The organism is Streptomyces sp. NPDC051136 (assembly GCF_044455745.1).
GTDB lineage: Bacteria > Actinomycetota > Actinomycetes > Streptomycetales > Streptomycetaceae > Streptomyces.
On the sequence record NZ_JBITFE010000004.1, the window covers coordinates 439,807 to 461,012 of the forward strand.

At 67.9% G+C, this 21,206-nt stretch carries 6 protein-coding genes; all 6 read left to right on the forward strand.

The annotated features are described in order from the left end of the window. The first annotated feature begins 920 nt into the window (after window positions 1–920). From ACIBCJ_RS14530 to ACIBCJ_RS14555, 6 genes are read left to right on the forward strand one after another with little or no spacing between them, the layout of a single operon-like run. The gene (locus tag ACIBCJ_RS14530) at window positions 921–3,872 is read left to right on the forward strand and encodes a type I polyketide synthase (protein ID WP_365978211.1); all 2,952 of its coding nucleotides are present in this window, start codon (window positions 921–923) and stop codon (window positions 3,870–3,872) included. 37 nt (window positions 3,873–3,909) lie between these two features. Then, window positions 3,910–9,765, forward strand: coding sequence for an amino acid adenylation domain-containing protein (locus ACIBCJ_RS14535; RefSeq protein WP_365978212.1), 5,856 nt, complete (start codon window positions 3,910–3,912; stop codon window positions 9,763–9,765). Next, window positions 9,762–14,150 (forward strand): amino acid adenylation domain-containing protein, encoded by a 4,389-nt coding sequence (locus tag ACIBCJ_RS14540; RefSeq protein ID WP_362504358.1) that lies wholly within the window; start codon window positions 9,762–9,764, stop codon window positions 14,148–14,150. Before ACIBCJ_RS14535 ends, ACIBCJ_RS14540 begins: the two co-directional genes overlap by 4 nt. Before the next feature lies 1 nt (window position 14,151). After that, window positions 14,152–15,417, forward strand: coding sequence for an MFS transporter (locus ACIBCJ_RS14545; RefSeq protein WP_166662156.1), 1,266 nt, complete (start codon window positions 14,152–14,154; stop codon window positions 15,415–15,417). Next, complete coding sequence (locus ACIBCJ_RS14550; protein ID WP_133890787.1) at window positions 15,404–16,153, forward strand: thioesterase II family protein; 750 nt, start codon at window positions 15,404–15,406, stop codon at window positions 16,151–16,153. The genes ACIBCJ_RS14545 and ACIBCJ_RS14550 overlap by 14 nt, the downstream gene beginning before the upstream one ends. Before the next feature lie 10 nt (window positions 16,154–16,163). Then, complete coding sequence (locus ACIBCJ_RS14555) at window positions 16,164–21,143, forward strand: amino acid adenylation domain-containing protein (RefSeq protein WP_365978213.1); 4,980 nt, start codon at window positions 16,164–16,166, stop codon at window positions 21,141–21,143. Window positions 21,144–21,206: the final 63 nt, after the last annotated feature.

Genomic DNA, 21,206 nt, shown 5'->3' on the forward strand with positions numbered 1-21,206 from the left:
CTTGCGGTGCGATCTCGCCGTGCGGGCGCCGCCATCTCGGCTTGATTCGCACTTGCTTTTCAGCAGCATGCACAGTTAGCGCCTGACCTTAATGCCCCACCTATCATAAATAGCACTCACATCCATTAAGAGACGCAATGCTCAAATCGGGGCAATCATGACTTTGCTATTCCTTTAACGGGGTGCCCGCATCCCCGTGTTACGGTTCAATCACTCCATGATCCAGTTGTGGCGCGTTCGACCGATGAAGGGTTACCAGATGCTAGATGCCAACACTTCGACTTCATGCACCTATGGAAGTAAGTGGTTACCTCGCAACATCTATTCGAGGTGACACCGCAGACATCAGCTACCGTGGCTGCCGATAGCTGGCCCATGGAACCTCACGGATACTTCGGGCTGGAAAACGAAGTTCCAGTTGCCTCAATCTCTAAGGCTGCCACGTTGAGCTGTCGCATACGCTCGCAAAATCGACCCGCTGCGAACGAAAATGTCACTCATTTTGAAGAAGACTGGCAGCAAACCCGCTCGGCACACACCTCAGGTAAGAGGGCGCTCCACTGAAGTTGGTCACTCAGATGACATCGTCCCACACCCTGGGGCAAGTGACGACGACCTGCCTACCTATTCGAGCATACTCGGACCGTTGAGGTATTCACCTCCGGGCATTGACACCTCCGTCAATGGCCCGCCGCCTCCGGTCGCGATCGTGCGAGTGGCAGGACCGCTTCATTCCTCCTGCCGAGTAAGTCACCAATGACACCATTGGGCACTGCACTCACCTTAGTGGATTCCCCCTGAGATCCCCCAGGTCGAATACCATATCATAATCGATTCACGAGCAGCTCCGGGCATTAACGATGCCTGTTGCGGATTTCAGCGTTCCCGGCTGGCGAGAAATAATCTTGGGGAGTGAAGTCATGCAAGACCGAGTCGCCATCGTAGGCATGTCCATAAAGGCATCCGGTGCACGTAACATCGATGAATACTGGAATCTTGTCCGGAATGGGATGAGCGGACGCAGGTGGCTCAGTCACGATGAACTCGCGCGCCGTGAAATCCCATATCGAAGGTACACCCATCCAGATTTCGTTCCCGTCACGTACCCCTTGGAAGAGTGCCTCGAATTTGACGCCGAGGCTTTCCGGTTCAGTGCGCTGGAAGCAGAATTCACCGACCCACAGCACCGGCTGATGCTAGAGGCTTGCTATCGAGCCGTCGAGCATTCAGGCCACTCCATCAGTATGCTGCCCGGCACTGTCGGCGTATATCTCGGCGCCAAGTCCAGCAGTCACGGACCCCTCCTTGAGCAGGCCTTGGCGGACGAACCGGACATGCTGGCGATGACCCGATTGGCCGTGGGCAATCACCCCGACTATCTGGCGAGTCGCCTAGCCTACAAGTTCGGCCTCACCGGTCCTGCCATCACCGTCCAGACGGCATGCTCGACGTCCGCGGTGGCGATCCATCTGGCAGCTCAGGCCATACTGGCCGGCGAGTGCGATTCGGCAGTCGCGGGCGGAGCCGCGATCGACCTCCAGGATGCCGGTTACCTGTACGCGGAATCCGGGATCTACTCCCGCCGGGGACGCTGTGAACCCTTCATGACCTCGGCCGACGGCACGGTTGAGGGCAACGGGGTCGCCGTCCTCTATCTGAGGCGCTTGGACGACGCCCTCGCCGATGGCGACAGCATTTTCGCCGTGCTCACGGCAACCGTGGTCAACAACGACGGCCGGACCCGCGCGGGCTTCAGCGCCCCGGGGGTCGAAGGACAGACCGCCGTCATCGAGGAAGCCCTCGACATCGCGGAACTCAAGGCCCAGGACATTGGCATGTTCGAGGCGCATGGAACAGGCACGCGCATCGGTGACGCGCTGGAGATCGAGGCCGCGAGTCACGCCTACCTTGCGCACGGCGCCCCCCTCGGCGGGTGCCGGCTCACCTCCGTCAAGGCCAATGTGGGGCACATGTCGGCCGCCGCCGGCGCCGCCGGGGTGATCGCCGCTGTACTGGCCCTGCTGCACGAGGAGATACCCCCCAATGAGCCGCTGCTCAGGGGTGGCCAGCCGGTCGACTTGAGCTCGACACCGTTCTCCCTGTCGGACCGGGCCCAGCCATGGCGGAGAGGCTCGACGCCCCGGTACGCCGCCGTCAGCTCGTTCGGCCTCGGCGGCACCAATGCCCACCTGGTTCTCGGCGAGTTCGACATCGACGACCTCGCGCGCAGGGGTGAACGCCGCGCCTGGCAGCTGCTTCCCTTGTCTGCGGACGACACCTCCCGCCTGGCGGAAACAGTGGAGGCGACCCGGCTCCTGGTCGACACGGCATCCGACGACCAGCGTCACGACGTCGGTCACACCCTCCGCACCGGACGAGTTCCGCTCGCCGTCCGGACCAGTGTGGTCGTCCCAGCTGGAGCGACCCGGACAGCCGTGCGATGGCCCGACGCGGAATCGTTCGTCAGCGCGGAGGGACCGGCACCCGACGTCGTCTACCTGCTGCCCGGTCAGGGCGGCAGAGCAGCCGAGGCCGCACGTCAGTTGTATGCGGGAGAGCCGTGGTTCCGCCGCACCGTGGACCGTGGGCTCGACGTGGCGCGGGCGGTCGTCGACGATGACACCTACGCGCGTATCCGCGCCGCCTTCGAGGACGGCAGCCACACGGCCGACACCCAGGTCGCCCAACCAGTGCTGCACCTGACCGGCCTCGGTGTCCATTCCGTACTGGGCCGCCTCGGGGTGCGGCCCGCCGCGATCCTGGGCCACAGCGTGGGTGAGGTCACCGGCGCCTGCCTGAGCGGCATCATGTCCTTCGAGGATGCCACCCGCGCGGTGTGCCGGCGTGCTGCGGCCATGGCCGACATGCCGCCCGGCACGATGTTCGCGGTCCGCGCGGCCGCCGAAGACCTGCGCGGGCTGCCCGAGGAATGCGTCGTCGCGGCCGTCAACGCCCCCCGAGCCTGCGTCGTGTCGAGTTCACTCGATGCCGTCCCCGCTCTCACGGCCTGGCTGGACGAGCAGGCCGTCGAGCACCGACGGCTGGACACGTCCCACGCCTTCCACCACCCGAGCATGACCGAGGCCGCCGCCCGTTTCGCACGCTATCTCGAGCGGCTCGATCTGGCGGCGCCCGGTACTCCGCTGATGTCCTGCAGAAGTGGTGCCTGGCTCACCGGGTTCGAGGCCATGGACCCCGCCTACTGGGGCAGCCAGCTGCGTGACCGGGTGGAATTTGCCCGGGCGGTACGGACCGTGATCAAGGAACGGCCCGGGGCGGTCTTCGTACAGCTGGGCGCGGGAACCAGTCTGATCCGGGCACTGCAACTCGGCGGAGCCGACCCCGGGCGCTGCCTGGCCCTCATGCCGGGCGAGGACGCAGACGCGCATCAGACCCTGCTGTCCGTGGTGGGACGGCTCTGGGAGCGAGGTGTCCCGGTCGACTGGTCCGCGTACGCGGAGCATGACCGCGGGCTGCGGGTTCCGGGGCCGCCCCGCATCTTCCGGCGCACGCCCGTGTTGCACCCCCGACTCGCCGGTAAGACCCCTGCCATCGATCCGGTCCTGCTCGGTACCCCGGCTTCCGCCCACTCGCCCGCGCCGGTGCCGCCCCAGGACACCGACGAGCAACTCCAGCCCTTGATGGACGCGGTGGCCCGTTGCTGGGCCGAGGTGCTCGGCGCGACGCCGGCTCCGGACGACGACTTCATCTCCCAGGGGGGTGACTCCATCAGCGCCGGGCAACTCGCCGTGCGGTTGCGGGCGCTCTTCCCCGTCGACGTCCCCGTGCACCTGCCGCTCACAGCGCGTACCCCGAAGGCCATCGCGCAGTCCTTGGACGACCTCCTCATCAGCAGTGTCACAACTGGCTGAGGACCGTCGTCCCATCGCTAACGGAGGCGTTTTCTTCGTGAACCAGCACGAGAACAGGACCGTCACATCCCTCACCGCCGAGCAGCGCGCCCGTCTGGCGGCACTGCGGCAGGGTGGAAGTCGCTCGGTAGCCCCACGCGGCACTGCGATCCCGCGCACGGGGCGCACTGAGGCACCGCTTTCTCCGGGGCAGCAGCGCATATGGTTCCTGAACAGGTTTCTGCCCGACGAGAGCGTGTACAACATCGCTGGCAGTTACCGGCTCACCGGGCGGCTGTCCGTCGGCGGGCTGCAACGAGCGGTCGATGCCCTGGTGCAACGGCACCCGTCGCTGCGCACACGCTTCACCGTGGTGAACGAACTGCCCGTACAGCAGGTGGACCCCGACACCCGGATTACGGTGGCAGTGCGCGACGTGTCACCGGAGAAACTGGCCGCCGAGCTGACTGATTTCTCGCGTCGGCCGTTCGACCTGGAGTCGGGCCCCTTGCTGCGGATGCTCGTCGCCCGAACGGGCGAGACGGAGTCCGTGCTGTCGATCGTGATCCATCACATCGTCGCCGACGGCTGGTCATTGGGCGTGTTCATACGGGAGTTCGTGGCCCTGTACAGCGCGTTCGTTAACGGTTCGTCCGTCACCCTCGCAGAACCCGCGATCAGCTATGTGGACTATTCACTATGGCTGCGGGGACCGGAGAGAAGCCGGCGCAACGCGGAGCACCTCCGGTACTGGACGGAGCGCCTGGCCGACTCCCCGCGTCTCATCGATCTGCCCACGGACGAGCCGCGCCCCCCGGTCCAGTCCTTCAACGGGGCACGCGTCTCCTTCTCGATCCCGGGCCCGCTGCGGCGTCGTGTTGAGGAACTGGCCCGCTCCCGGGGCGCCACTCCGTACATGGCGCTGCTCACTGCCTACTACGCCCTCCTGCACCGATGGAGCGGACAGAGCCAGCTCGCCTGCGCGACACCCGTGGCCAACCGCGCGACGGTCGAAACGGAGGCGCTGATCGGCTTCTTCGTCAACACGGTGGTGCTGTCGGCTGACCTCAGCGGGAGTCCCACCTTCCAGGCCCTCCTCGACCAGGTGCGGGACACCTGTGTCGGCTCCCTCGACCACCAGGAACTGCCCTTCGAGCAGCTCGTGGACGAGCTGAAGCTGGGCCGCGAGCCCTCGCACAACCCCCTCGCCCAGGTCATGTTCATCTTGCAAAGCGCGCCGTCCACCGTGATGGAATTGCCCGGCTTGCTCCTTGAGCCGATACCCATGGACACGGGCACCTCGAAGTTCGACCTCTCCCTGGAACTCACCCCCACCGACCAAGGATTCGATGCCGTCGTCGAATACGCCAGCGACCTCTTCGACGAGACGACGGTCCAGCGTTTCGCGCGTCACTACGTCCGGCTGCTAGAGGCCATGGTGGACGCTCCCGCCACGGAGGTGTTGTCCGCCCCGATGCTGACGGAGGCGGAACGCGACCACCTGAGCACGTGGAACGCCACCGAGGCGGACACCGCGTACGAGTCCTGCGTACCGGACTGGATCGCCCGCCAGGTCGCGGCCCGCGGCGAGGACGTCGCGCTGGTCGCCGCCGACGGCACACAGTTCACGTACCGGGAGCTCGCGGCACGCGGTGGTCGGGTGGCGAATCTACTGCGAGTGTGTGGCGTGGGCCCGGACACCAGGGTCGGCCTGTGTCTGAGTCGTGGCCCTGAGCTGGTCTTCGCCCTCGTTGGCACACTTGTCGCGGGTGGCGCGTACGTGCCGTTCGATCCGAGCCAGCCAGCCGAACGCATCGCCCGCATGGTGCGGGAGGGCGGCGTCGACATCGTGCTGACAACCGCGGACTGCGTCTCCGCGCTGGCGGACATACCCGAAGGGGTCAACGTCCTGCGGCTCGACGAAGCGTCCGTCCGGGACCTGCTCTCGGAGCAGGAGGAGACTTGGCCCGCCGCTCGGCCCGCCCCCAGCCACCTCGCCTACGTGATCTACACGTCGGGGTCTACGGGGACCCCGAAGGGCGTGATGGTCGAGCACCGGTCCGTCGTCAACCGGATCAACTGGATGCAGGCCCAGTACGGGCTGCGCCCCAGTGACCGCGTGATGCAGAAGACCGTCCATACGTTCGACGTCTCCGTGTGGGAGTTCCTTTGGCCCCTGATGCACGGTGCCGCGATCGTGCTGGCCAGTCCGGACGCGCACCGGGAGCCGGCGACACTCCTTGACGAAATCCGCCGTCAACAGGTCACCCACATCCATTTCGTCCCCACGGCCCTGTCGGCGTTGCTGACGCACGGCAGCCTCGGTGACACCTCCGTGCGAAGGATTTTCTGCAGCGGTGACGTCCTCCCTGCCGAACTGTGCGAGCGGGTGTATGCGGACTGCTCCGTCGCCGTCGACAACCTATACGGGCCCACGGAGTGCGCGATCGACGTCACCTACTGGAGCTGGCACCCCCAAGCCAGCGGCCAGCCTCCGATCGGCCGCCCGGTCGCCAACACGCGGACCCATGTCGTCGACGCGGCAGGCCACGAATTGCCCGTCGGCGTGGCCGGCGAGTTGTGGGTCGGCGGTGTCCAGGTAGCCCGCGGCTACCTCAACCGCCCCGATCTCACGGAAGAGCGCTTCCTGCCCGACCCCTTCTCCGTTGTGGCCGGTGACCGGATCTACCGGACGGGTGACCTCGTGCGCCGCCGCCCCGACGGCGACCTGGAGTTCCTGGGACGGATCGACAACCAGGTCAAGGTGCGCGGCTTTCGCATCGAACTCGGCGAGGTCGAGGCGGCCCTGCGCGAGGCGCCTGGTGTGCTCGACGCGGCCGTCGTGTGCCGTACCGACCCCGCCGGGGACAAACAACTGTTGGCCTACCTCGTCGCCGACGCGGAACGACTCGCGTCGGATCCAGGCGATGACGGCGAACGCGTCGGTGAGTGGTCGGCGGTCTTCGACCAGGCCTACGACGACGGGGACGGTCCGGAGCCCCAGGAGGCCGGGCTCAACCTCAAGGGCTGGGTCAGCAGCTACACCAGCCGCCCCATCCCCCGCGACGACATGGTCGAGTGGCTCGACGCCGCCGTGGACAGGATCACAGCGTCCAAGCCTCGGACAGTTCTGGAGATCGGCTGCGGTACCGGCCTGTTCGCCCTGCGCCTGGCCGCGGACTGCGACCGGTATATCGGCGTGGACATTGCTCAGAAGGGGCTGGACTACATCGCTGAGGAGGCCGAGCGGCTGGGACTCACCGACCGTGTGGAGTTGCGGCGCCTGCCCGCCCACGACCTGGACGCGCTGAAGGGCCTGACGTTCGACAGTGTCGTCATCAACTCGGTGATCCAGTACTTCCCGGACCGCGCCTACCTGGATGCGGTACTGCGCCAGGCTGTGGCCCTGCTGGCACCGGGCGGGAAGGTGTTCGTGGGCGATGTGCGGCCGTTGGCACTGGCGGAGACCCTGCACTACTCAGTGGCGCGGTTCGGTGCCCCCGATACCGCCCGCGAGCGCCTCCTGGACCGCGCGGCCCGCCGGGCCGCGGAGGAGACCGAACTGCTCGTCGATCCCGCCTACTTCACCGGTCTGTTGGGCCGGATCCCCGGCGTCGACCGGGTCGAGACCGCACTGAAACGCGGCCTCGGCGCCAACGAGCTCAACGACTTCCGTTACGACGTGATCATCGAGCGCGGTGGCACGGCCGGCGAGCCGGTCGCCTCGTACACGGACTGGGACGCCGAGATCGACGGCGTCGCTCGGTTGGAGAAGCGCCTTGCCGAACTCGGCGAGGACTGGCTGGCAGTGGATGGCATTCCCAACGCCCGGCTGCAGAACCACCTGCCCAACCCCGCCTCGGGTCAGGCCGTGCATCCCGAGCAGTTGTGGGAGCTGGCCCAGACGCACGGTCTCGACCTCCAGCTGACCTGGTCCCCCGGCAATGCCACGGCGGGGCGCATGGCGGCCGTGTTCCACCGCAGGAACGTACGGCCGTACATAGCCCATACGCCCCGGGGAGAGGTCACCAACGATCCCGCCCGAGGGGTGGCGCTGCGCGCGCTGCCGCACCTGCTGCGGGGCCGGCTGCGGGAGAGGCTGCCCGACTACATGGTGCCCGGATCCATCGTGGTGCTTCCCGAACTGCCCACCACCTCAAGTGGCAAAGTGGACCGCAAGGCGCTGGTGGACATCGCCGAGGAACGCTATGTCGGGCTTCAGTCCACTGCCCCACGGACTGCCACCGAACGACTTGTCGCCGAGGTCTGGCGCGACGTCCTGAACCTTCCCGTGGTGACGGCTCAGGACAACTTCTTCGACCTCGGCGGCGACAGCATCAAGAGCACACAGGTCGCCGCCCGCCTCAGGGACGCCGGACGGCCGGTGCTGATTCGGTCAATCTTCAGTCACCAGACCGTGGAGCGGCTCGCCGAGTTCCTCGACGCGCAGGCCGTCGGTGACACGGCAGGGCCCGACGCCGCCTCCCCGAACACGTCCGGCAGCGCGGCCAGCGATCACCGCTACCCCCTCTCGCCCTTGCAGGAACACATGCTGCGTCTGCTGCCCGAGCGCGGCGACGACGGGCTCTACGTCGTCCAGCGCATCCTGCGGTACGAGGGAGAGATCTCACCGGAGGCGGCGGACCAAGCCTGGGCGGCCACGGTCCAGGAGACTCCCTTCCTGCGCACCGTCCTACGCGAGGCAGGCGGCGAGGTGACGCAGGTGGCTGATGTCCCTGCCGAGGATCTGCCGACCGCGGTCACCTTCCTGGACTGGTCCTCCAGGGGCGCTGCCGAACAGATCGGTCTCCTCGATGCCTTCCTACGCACGGACCGCGCGGCGGGTTTCGACGCGGCCCGGGCGCTGCCGACGCGGTTCGCGTTCATCCGGATCGACAATCGGCGCGGGGTGTGGGTGCTCACCATGGACTACCGGCGCTTGGACGGCTGGAGCTTCCCTCTCTATCTGGAACGCTTCCTCACCCGGTACGCGGACGCCGCCGGAAACACCCCGGCTCCGTCGTTCGACTACGCGGATTACCTCGCCTGGCGCGCGAAGCGGCTTCGGGACGGAAGCGTGTGCGCGTGGTGGCGCGAGCGTGTCCAGGGATTCGACCGGCTGCCGGCCGGGCCGCTTCGGGGCCGGACCTCGGATGCGTTCGAAGTCGCCCAGATCCGCTTCGGTCCAAAGGACGTACGGCGTTTCGGTGCCGCGTGCCGCCGCGCCAGAACCACTCAGGCCGCCGCGCTACAGGCACTGTGGGGTGCCACGCTCCAGCACGTCGACGGTCGGGACGCGCCCCAGTTCGGCGTGACCACATCGGGCCGCTCTCCCGAGGTCCGGGGCATCGAGCATGCGATGGGCATGTTCATGAACACCCTGCCGGTGCGCTGGCAGGCGAGTCTGGAAGATCCACTCCAGCTCTGGCTGGACCGCGCCTCGTCCGCAGTCCTGGACCTGATCGAACACGACATGATCGGTATGCCCGAGTTGGAGGAGCTGGCCGGGACCGACGAGCACACGACGCTGTTCGACACCTACGTCGTATATCAGAACACCCCCTCGGTCTCGACGGACGAGACCGCCCCCTCGGGCTTCTCCCTCGTCGACGAGTCCCCCATCGCCGTCGCCCAGCAGGAACACAGGCTGCGCGTCGACATCTATCCGAACGCCGACGGGTACCTCGACGTGCTGCTGTCCGGCTACGAACCGGAGTACCGGCTTCACGCCTACCTGACGACGCTGCGTGACCTCTTTGTCAACGCCTCGGACGCCGAGGGAACGGTGCGCATGGCCGAACTGCTCGCCGCTCCGGAAGCACGCGACGCCCCCCGAGTCGTGACGCTGCGGGACTGCCTCCAAGCCCTCGCACACGACACCCCCATTCCGCACCGAGCCGAGGAGACCCGGTGAACGCCTCCGCCTCTCCCGAATCAGCCTTTCCCAGCTCCTTCGCCCAACGGCGTCTGTGGTTCGTGGAACAACTGGTCCCCGGGACTGCCCAACACCACCTCGGCATGCAGTTCCGGGTCACCGGCACAATCGACGTCGACGCCCTGGCGTGGAGCGTGAACCGCACGGTCGCCCGGCACGAGGCCCTGCGGACCCGGTTCGGCACCATCGACGGCAGCCCGGTCCAGGTCGTCGCCGCGGAAGGCGCCGTGGGTGTCGACACGTTCGCCGTGGAGTCCGACGCCGACGTCGACACGCTCGTGACCGAGCTTGTCCGCAAGCCGTTCGATCTGGCGCGTCCGCCGCTGCTCCGCGTGGCACTGGTGCGGGGGCCGTCCCGCACAGTCCTGGTCTTCGTGGTGCACCACATCATCTCCGACGCCTGGTCGGTCGGCATCCTCGCTAGTGAGGTCGCCGAGTCCTACCGGACACGACTGGCCGGCGGCGTGGCAGACCTTCCGGAACTCTCCGTGCAGTACGTCGATTTCACGCAGTGGCAGCGCGAGCGCACGGACACCACGGAGTACGCCGAGTACCGAAGGGCCTGGGCCGACATGCTGCGGGGTGCTCCGCAGTCGCTCGACCTGCCATTCGACCGGCCACGCCCGCCGGTCCAGACCTTCGCGGGCGGCTCGGTGACCTTCGAGGTCCCCCCGAATCTGAAGCGGCGACTCGACAGGGTCTCCGAGGCCACCGGGGCCACCACATTCATGACCTTGCTGGCCGCCTACTTCGTAGTTCTCGCCCGGCTCAGTGGAGAGCGTGACCTGCTGGTGGCCTCGCCGACGGCAGGCCGTACCCAGATCGAGACCGAGCAGTTGATCGGCTTCTTCGCCAACACACTGGTCCTGCGCTCGCACCCCTCGGACGAACTCGCCTTCGACGAGTACCTGAAGCACGTACGCGAATGCTGCCTGGCCGCGTTCACGCACCAGGAGGTGCCTTTCGAGCACCTGGTGGAAGACCTCTCGCCGGAACGGACGCTCGACCGCAACCCCCTTGTGCAGGCGATGTTCATCCTGCAGAACGCGCCCGCGCAGACGCTGCGGTTGCCCGGGGTCGTACTGGAACCCGTCGAGATCGACACAGGTACCTCGCAGTTCGACCTGACCCTGAACCTGACACCGGAGGAAGGAGGCTTGACCGCACTCATCCAGTTCTCCACGGAACTCTTCGATCCGTCGACCGTCGAGCGATTCGCCGGCTACTACCTTGCGGTGCTGCACGCCGTGGCCGAGGACCCCTCGGTCCGGCTCGACGCCATCGATCTGTTGGGTGATGCCGAGCGGGCGCGCCTCGCCGCCCTCGGGACGGGGCCCGACGCCCCATCGGGTCGCGAAACCGTGCCGGACGCCCTGCGTCGCATCGCCGCGGAGCACCCGGAGCGGATCGCGGTGGCGGCGGGTGAGACCCGATGGACCTACCGGGAGCTGCTGGGACACGCCGACGCGGTCGCCGGGGCTCTCAGCGATCTTGGGGTGGCCCCCGGCGACCTGGTGGGAGTGTGTCTTCCGAGAGGGCCGGAAATGGTCTCCGCTCTCCTGGGCGTGTGGGGCGCCGGCGCCGCGTATGTGCCGCTGGACCCCGACTATCCACGGGCACGGCTGGAGTACATGGTCCGGCAGAGCGGCCTCACTGTACTGCTGACCACGCATGCGCTCGCGGCGGTCGTACCGCTTGACGACACGGTGCGGGTCGCCTTCATCGACGACGTGGCACCGCATGACGGGCCCCGCCCAGAAGCCGCACCGACCGCGCCGGACGCGCTCGCGTACGTCATCTACACCTCGGGGTCCACGGGACGCCCGAAGGGAGTGATGATCGAGCACGGGAACCTGGCGAATGTCGTGCACGGCTTCGTCAAACAGCCTGGTCTCGGGGCCGAAGACCGCATGCTCGCCGTCACCTCACTGTCCTTCGACATCGCCGGCCTGGAACTGTTCGCTCCGCTGATGGCGGGTGGCCGGCTGGTCGTCGCGGAGGCCGGGGTGGGAGGCGACCCGGAGCGTCTGCACCGGCTCTTGGCGCAGCACGCAATCACCGTCGTCCAGGCGACTCCGGCGACCTGGAAGGCGTATGCCGGGCACGTGGACGCAGCTCCCGGGACATTGCGCCAGATCTGGTGTGGCGGCGAGGAGGTGTCCCTTGAACTCGCAGATCGGCTCCTGGCTCTCGGCGTGCGCCTGTGGAATGTGTATGGCCCGACCGAGACGACGATCTGGTCGACCTGTACCGAGATGACTGCCGGCACTCAGCCGTCCATCGGCTCACCCGTGGTCGGCACCCGTCTCTTCGTCGTCGACGGTGCGGGACGCCCCGTACCGACCGGCGTGCCGGGGGAACTGTGGATCGCGGGAAGCGGTGTGGGCCGCGGGTACCTCGGGCTTCCCGAGCTGACCGCTGAGCGGTTCGTCGAGGGCCCGGACGGCACCCGGGCCTACCGCACCGGTGATCTCGTGCGCTGGGCCTCCGACGGGGGACTGCGCTTCATGGGCCGCATGGACCACCAGGTCAAGGTGCGCGGCTACCGGATCGAGCTCGCCGAGATCGACACCACGATGCGCGATCACCCGCAGATCCGCGACAGCCTGACAGTGGTCCGCAAGCTCGCCGGTGGCGAGGACGGCCAGCTGGTCACCTTCCTCGTGCCGGACTCCGACGCGGCCCCCGACGTGGAGGCCGGGACGCCGACCGCGGCCGAGGCCGTGGAGACCTGGCGCGGCCTGTGGGACGAGATATACCAGCAGGGCAGCGAACCCGAGCAGGGCGATCTGAACATCAAGGGCTGGACCAGCAGCTACACCAAAGAGCCGCTGACAGACAAGGAGATGCGGCACTGGGTCGACGCCACCGTCGATGCCATCGCCGCGACCGGGGCCCGGACGTACTGCGAAATCGGCTGCGGCACCGGGCTGCTGCTGCTGCGCCTCGCCCAGGACAGCACCCACTATTTGGGCATCGACCTCGCCGCGGAGGCCGTCGCCCACGTCACGCAGCAGGCCAAGCTCCGAGGGCTCGATGACCGCGCGGAGCTGGTGTTGGGCAGCGCCGAGGACCTCCCCGCCATCGCCGGCAACCGTCGCTTCGACTGTGTGGTCATCAACTCGGTCGCTCAGTACTTCCCCGACGAGAACTACCTCACCCGCACCCTGACCACCGCCGTGTCCCTGGTGCGTCCGGGCGGTCACGTGTTCGTCGGTGACCTGCGCCACCGCGGCCTGGCGCAGGCGTTCCACGCGAGCGTGCTGCACCACCAGGGAGTGGCCGACCGGACGCTGGCCCTGCGGGCCGCGGCACGGGCGGCCGAGGAGGAGGAACTCCTCGTGGACCCCGGCTACTTCACTCGCTTGCGTGAGAAGAACCCGGCTGTCACCGGAGTGCAAATCTCACTCAAGCCAGGCGGCCCCGACAACGAGCTCACGCGCTTCCGCTATGACGTACTGCTGCGTGTGAACGAGCCCGTGCCCGCGCCGGTGTCCGGCCCCGGTCTCGACTGGGACCGCGAGGTCGGTTCCCTGTCACACCTCGCCGACATCCTCGCTGCCACCGACGGCGAACTCGTCGTCGACGGCATACCGAACGCCAGAGTGGCCCGCTTCGCCCGCCTGCTACACCCGCTGGACGCCGCCGAGGAAGCTCCAGGCGTCCTGCCCGAGGACCTGACGACCGTGGCTGCCGCACACGGCCTGCGGACCCACCACGAGTGGTCCGTCCACGGCACCGGCGAAGGGCGCATCCGCGCCCTCTTCCACCGTCGTACCGCCGAGCCGCCAGCCGCTCGTCCGTTCCTGGACAGTCGTCCGCCGGTGATCGAACCAGTGGTCAACAGTCCCGGACGCGCGGCGCTGCTGCGCTCGCTCCCGCTGGCCGCTCGCTCCTGGGCGCGCTCCACCCTCCCGGAGCACATGATTCCCCAACTGGTACGGGCACTGCCCGCCCTACCCCTGACCCCCAACGGAAAAATGGATCGGAACGCACTTGTAGCCATGATCACCGACCACGTGCCATCCTCCGCACCCGCGCTTCCCACCGGTGAGTTGGAGGGCCGGATCCACTCCGTCTGGTGCGACGTGCTGGGGCTGCCCCGGGTGGGAGTGACGGAGAACTTCTTCGATGCCGGCGGCACCTCGATGTCGGTGGTCCGCGTACGGCAGGAGTTGCGCAAGCGGCACGGCATCGACCTGCCCATGACGGCGTTCTTCGCCCACCCAACGATCGCGTCACTGGCGGCGCATCTCGCCGACGGACCGTCCGCGCGGGAAGAGCGGGAGCGACGCGGTGCCCAGCGCAGACAGGCCCATAGTGACGTGGCGCGCCGCCGCCGCGGACGACGGAACGGTGACTGACGTGGCACGTCGTGAGGGCGCGTTCCGCCTGCACGAGGAACCGGACTTCGCCCGGTTCTGGACGGGACAGAGCATTTCGCTGATCGGCAGCCAGGTGACCATGATGGCGCTGCCGCTGACGGCCATCATCATCCTGGACGCCGACGAGGTGGACCAGGGACTACTGTTCTTCTGCCAGTACCTGCCCGCGCTCCTCTTCGGCCTCCAGGTCGGGACGATCGTGGACCGCTTCACGAAGCGGCGGCTGCTCGTCATGGCGGATGTCGTGCGCGCGCTGCTGGTCACAGCTGTGGTCCTGCTGTACGCGGTGGATCAGCTCTCCCTGTGGGCGCTGATGTTCATCGCGTTTCTGCTCGGTGCGTTCGACGTGCTCGCCGCGGTCGGGGGGCAGTCGTTCATTCCCAAGCTGGTGCCCGAACCCCGGCTGATGGACGCCAACGGCAAGCTCCAGAAGGTGACCACATTCGCCGAAGTGTCCGGCAACTCGCTGGCCGGCCTCTTGGTGCAGGCGCTGACACCGCCGCTGGCCCTGCTGGTGGACGCCGCCAGCTTCCTCGCCTCGGCGGTCACCTTGGGTCGGGTACGCGAAGCCGGTGCTCCCGTTCCGGCAGCGGACGGTGCGAAAGCCCCGCAGGCGCTGGACGGATTCCTGTTTCTCTTCAGGGACGCCCGGCTCAGATACATCTCCCTGTGCAACGCCACCAGCAACTTCTTCAGCGCCATGATGGTGGCGCTGTACCTCCTCTACGCCACCCAGGCTCTGGGGATCGCGCCGGGCGTGGTCGGTGTGCTCCTGACGGTGGCCAGCGGCATGGCGCTGGTGGCCAACACCGTCACCGCGCGGAGCACTCGGCGTCTGGGAGTTCGCGGGACCCTGGTCGCCGGACAGCTGGTGATGGCGGCGGGCTGCCTCGTACTGCCCGCCACGGCCGGATCCATGGGCGTCAAGTCCGTTTTGCTCGTGGTGTCCCACAGCGTGTTCGTCATCGGGATGGTCGCCTTCACCATCACCCAGCTGACCTACCGCCAATCGGTGACGCCGGAGTACATGCAGGGCCGAGTGCACGCCGGCAACCACATGCTCACCTACGGCAGTTACGCGGCAGGGGCGTTGATGGGCGGGCTGGTCGGTGACTGGATCGGCATGCGGGAGACGCTGGTTCTCGGAGCGCTGGGTCACGTCCTGGCCGCGGTGTGGCTGCTGCCGCGACGCGCTTGGGACACGCAGGCGCAGACAGGGCTGGAAGAGGCAGATGTTCATTCGTAGTGTCAGTGAGAAGCCGGACGCCCATCTGCACCTGGTCGGTTTCCCCGGCGCCGGAGGGTCCCGCGCTCACTTCGCGACCTGGGACAGTTTGCTGGGACCCCGGGTCCGGCTCAGTGTGGTCGACCCGTGGATGCTCCACTTCGCACAAGAGCGGGAAGGCCTCACGCGGCTCGACGACGTCGCGTCGTTACTGGTCTCCGAACTTGCCGCGCTGGAGCGACCTGCCGTGCTCGTCGGACACAGCCGTGGTTCCCTCATCGCCTACGAGGTCGCGCAGCAGCTGACCGCGGCAGGCCACGGAGAGCGGGTCTCGGCACTGATCGCCCTCGCCCACCGGGCTCCGGTATCGGCCCCCACCCACTTGGTGAGCCGGGGCGGCACCGATCTCCTGCGGCGCTTCCTCGCTGACATGGGCGGCACCCCTCCCGAGGTCTTCGACGACGAGGAGCTGGTGACGACGGTGCTGGACCGGCTGCGCAGCGAGCTGGCCATGTCCGAACAGTACCGGCACGGCTGGTCCGCGACGCTGCGGTGTCCGCTGGGCGTGTATCTCGGCCGGTCCGACACGTCGGTTCCGGCCTCGGAGGCCGAGGCCTGGCAGCGTGCCGTGACCGGTCCCAGCGTGGTCCGCTCCTTCCCCGGCGGTCACTTCTTCCCGTTCGGCGACGCGAGTGCCCAGGTCGTCGACTCAATCCTGGAAGACTTCATTTTCACGGGAGAGGCTCATGAGCTCTAGCCACCCACTGGTGACGGTGCCAGAACAGATCTGGGCCCGGGCCAAGGAGCACCCGGACCGCATCGCGGTGTGCGACGACGCCGGTGCGTGGACGTACCGAGAACTCGCCGACCGGGCTGGCGGGCTGGCCACCGCACTGTCCGAGCAGGGCGTCGAGAGCGGATCCCTCGTCGGGGTGCACCTGCCGCGTGGTCGTGAGGCAGTGGCCGCCCTGCTCGCCGTGTGGACGGTCGGCGGTGCCTATATCCCGCTGGACGTTGCTTACCCCGCGTCCCGAATCGACTTCATGGTCCGCGACAGCGGCCTGACCGTACTGGTTACAACGACCGGCCTGGAGGACGGTCTGTCGGCGGTCGACAAGCTGAGTGTCATCCGCACCGACCTGATCGGCGGCCCCGGCCAGGTGGCCGTGCGGCCGCCGGTGCGAGCGACGCAAACGGGCCTCGCCTACGTCATCTACACCTCGGGGTCCACCGGACGGCCGAAGGGCGTGATGGTGGAGCACCGGAATCTGACGAACCTGGTCGCCTGGCACGGGACCGCTTTCGGTGTGTCGGAGAGCGACCGCTGCTCCCACATCGCGTCCGCCGGCTTCGACGCGGCCGTGTGGGAGATGTGGCCGGCTCTGGCCCACGGAGCGTGTTTGTGCGTGATACCGGAGGACATCCGGCAGTCCTTCGACGAGGTCGTCGAATGGTGCCGGACCGAACAGATCACCGTCGCCTTCATGCCGACCGCGCTCGGCGAGCACTTCCTCCGCGCCACCACGGGAAGCGGCACCGCACTGCGCCTGCTGCTGACCGGCGGCGACGAACTGCGCATGCGGCCGTCCGAGCACACATACACGCTCGTCAACAACTACGGGCCGACGGAGTGCACCGTCGTTACCACCTCGACGGTCGTCGCGCCGTCCCTGGGCGCGGCGAAGACTGACGCGGCGCCTCCGTCGATCGGTCGGCCGATCGACGGCGCCGAGGTGTTCGTTGTCGCACCCGACGGCAAGCTCGCCGGGCCGGGAGAGCCCGGCGAGCTGTGGGTTGCGGGAGCCGGTGTGGCCCGTGGCTATCTGGGACGTCCGGAACTGACTCGTGAACGGTTCGTGTCGGCGCCGTTCGCCTCCCGGGCCTACCGCACCGGGGACCTGGTCGCGTGGAACTCCGACGGCACGCTGCGCTTCCTGGGCCGGGAAGATCGGCAGGTGAAGGTGCGCGGCCAGCGCATCGAACTGGGCGAGATCGACGCCGCTTTGCTGAGGCTCCCGCAGGTCAAGGACTGCGTCACCGTCGTCCGGGAGGCGATTCCCGGCCACCGGCAGCTCGTCTCCTACGTCGTCTCCGACGCTGTTCGTCACACACCACGGGACATACGAGCCGCCCTGGCGCGGGAGCTGACCGCGGCCATGGTGCCCGAGGTGATCGTGCCGCTCGCCGAACTCCCCTTGACGGTGCACGGCAAGATCGACCACGAAGCCCTGCCCGACCCGGAGGGATTTACCGCACCGGACGCGCCGGCCGAGCCGTCGTACCCGGCGTCCGACGACCCGGTGTTGGCCGAACTGACCCGCATCTTCGCGGAGGTGCTGAACCACCCGGGCGTCGAGGCCGACAGTGACTTCTTTGACCTCGGGGGCCACTCGGTACAGCTGACCATGCTGCTGACGAGGCTGCGCGATCACTTCGGCGTCGAACTGAAGTTCCGCGACGTTCTCGGCGCCTCGACGCCCCGGCTGCTCGCGGACCTAGTCCACGACTCGGCCGACGCCGACGCGCCGGGTGCCGCGCGGGCGGACGTCCCAACACTCGTGCGCCGACCCGACGAAGACGGGCCGGCGATATTGTCCTCAACACAGCAGCAGCTGTGGTTCCTCGACCAGCTCACCGGCCGAGCGCCCGTCTTCAATGTGCCGATCGTCCACAAGGGCACCGGAGAGGTGGACGTTGACGCGCTGCGCTGGGCCGTGCTTGAGGTCGTCCGCCGCCATGAGGTGCTGCGTACGCGTTTCACCCTGGTGGACGGGGTGCCGGTGCAGACGGTCGACGAGGACGCAGCAGTCACCTTGACCGTGATTGTGCCCGACGGGGCCACGGGCCTCGACAGCGCCGTGGCGGATCTGGTCACCGCACCGTTCGATCTCACCGAGGCTCCCCTCATGCGGGCGGCACTGGTGCGCGGAGAGACCGAGTGGGCCCTGGTGTTCGTCCTCCACCACATCGTGGTGGATGCTTGGTCAACAGGCGTGCTGCTGTCCGAGGTCGGCCGTTTCTACCGGTACCGCCTGGGGAGCACGGGGCCACTGCCTCCCGAACCACCGATCCGGTACCGGGACTTCGCGGTATGGCAGCGCGAGTGGGTGCAGTCGAAGACCTTGGTCGCACAGCGCGAGGAGTGGCTCGCCGAACTCGCCGACTACCCGCGCCTGCTAGAACTGCCCGGAGACCGGCCCCGACCCGTGGAACGCACCTTCGCCGGCGCGGAGCTGGGCCTGCGGGTTCCGGCGGACCTCGTCACCGAACTCGAGCGGATCGGCCGTGAGCACGGGGCGACCTTGTTCATGACGCTGCTGTCAGCCGTTCAGGTGGTGCTGGGCCGGTGGTCGGGCCAAGAGAGGTTTCTCGTCGGCTCGCCCACCGCGGGCCGGACCCGTACCGAGACCGAGCAGTTGATCGGCTTCTTCGTCAACACCCTGGTCCTGCCCGCCGATCTGTCGGCAAATCCGACGTTCAGGGAGCTGATCGAGCGGGTCCGTGACCACTGCCTCGCCGCCTTCGCACGCCAGGACGTGCCCTTCGAGCAGCTCGTCGAAAACGCGGTCGCGGAACGCAACCTCGCCTACAACCCCCTCGTCCAGGTCCTGTTCATCCTGCAGAGCGCGCCTACTGCGCCCCTGGAGTTGCCCGGCGCCCGGCTGGAGCGGGTGCACGTTCCTACGAGCACATCCCAGTTCGACCTGACGCTCTCCCTCGTCCCGGGGACCGACGGGCTCACCGGCTCGCTCCAGTACTCCACGGAGCGGTTCTCCGACGACACGATGCGACGCTTCACCGGGCACCTCCTAGAGGTACTGCGCTGCCTGGTGAAGGATCCGTACCGGCCCATCGGCTGCGTGGACATGCTCAGCGAGGCCGAACACGCCGAACTTACGGCCTTGGGCACGGGCCCCCGGCACCGTCGCGAACGGCTCACCGTGGCCGACCGCATCCACCGGATGTCACGCGACCACCCGGAGCAGACGGCCGTCGTGGACGACTCCGGCAGCTGGACCTTCCGCGAACTCTCCGATCACACCAGGACACTGGCGGCCGCGTTGCAGCGGCACGGTGTCGAGCGGGGAAAGCTCGTCGGAGTCTGCCTGCCACGCGACCGCGGGATGGTGGCCGCCCTGTTGGCCGTCTGGGCAACGGGAGCGGCGTACGTTCCGCTCGATCCCGACTACCCCCGGGCACGCCTGGAGTACATGGTGCGGGACAGTGCGGTGAGCGTCCTGCTGACCACCCGGGAGTTGGAGGGGCACGTGGCCGTCGGCGGTGATACGGCCGTGGTCCTGACGGATGGGGAAACCCTCGAAACGGCCGACGGCTTCGCCGATGCCGCCCCCGCCGCCACACCCGACGACCCCGCCTACGTGATCTACACTTCAGGATCGACGGGCCGCCCCAAGGGCGTGGTGGTCGATCACCGCAATCTGGCGAACCTCATCGAGTCCTTCGCGGAAGATCCGGGTTTCCGCGCCGAGGACCGGATGCTGGCACTGACCTCGCTGTCCTTCGACATAGCGGGCCTGGAACTGTTCCTGCCGCTGGTCACGGGCGGGCGCCTCGTCGTCGCTCCCTCCGGAGCGGGCGCCGACCCGGAACTCCTGCACCGCCTTATCGAACGGCACGGAATCACCGTGATACAGGCGACGCCCTCCACGTGGAAGCTGTACACCGAGCACCGGGACCGCCGGGCGCCCTCCGCGCTCAGGCAGATCTGGTGCGGCGGTGAGGAGATGTCGGAGCGCCTGGGTACGGCGCTGACCGGTCTGGGCGTGGCACGGGTGTGGAACGTATACGGCCCCACCGAGACCACGATCTGGTCCACCATGACGGAGGTCCGTCCAGGAGACCGGGGATCGATCGGGTGTCCGGTGGCCAACACTCGTGTGTTCGTCGTCGATAGGGCCGGCCGGCTCGTACCGCGCGGAGTGCCGGGTGAATTGCTTGTCGCCGGGGACGGCGTCGCCCGAGGATACCTGGGACGCCCCGACCTCACCGACGAGCGGTTCGTCACCGCCCCGGACGGCGGCCGAGCCTACCGGACGGGTGACCTTGTGCGGTGGGGAGCAGACGGATCGCTCCACTACCTGGGGCGCCTCGATCACCAGGTGAAGATCCGCGGCCACCGCATCGAACTCGGCGAGATCGACTCGCTGGTACGCACACACCCTGGCGTCCAGGACGCTCTCACCCTGGCCACCCCCGACGCCGGCGGAGAGCAGGAACTGGTGTGCTATGTCGTGCCTGCCAGCCAACCGGACGAAGGGCTGCTGGACGACGTCCGCACCGCACTCGCAGGGATGGTGCCTGCCTACATGGTTCCCTCGGCTTGGATTGCCGTCGAGGACTTCCCCCTCACCGCGAACGGCAAGATCGACCGGACCGCCCTGCCCGAACCGGTCCGCCACGGCTCGACGGCCTCCGAAGCACCCGCCACGCCCATGGAAACGGCCATCGCCGCGATCTGGCGCGACGTGCTGAACGTCGTCCAGGTGAGCAGGAACGACGACTTCTTCCACGTCGGAGGTCACTCCCTGTCGGCCATGCGCGTCCTCACCCGGGTGCGCGACCGGATCGGAGCGAGGCTCGAACTGAAGGACCTCTTCGCCAGGCCGGTCCTGAGCGACCTGGCGGCACATGTGGATGCCGTCCGGCGCACGGCTGACGCACCGCCGACTATGGGGCAGCGCGACCGATCGCTTTTCCAGCGGACGGGACAACTCGACAGCGAATGACCAGCTGTGGAAACTCCCGGACGGTCATTCCCGGCGGTAGCTCAATTTCTACGAAGGTGAGGA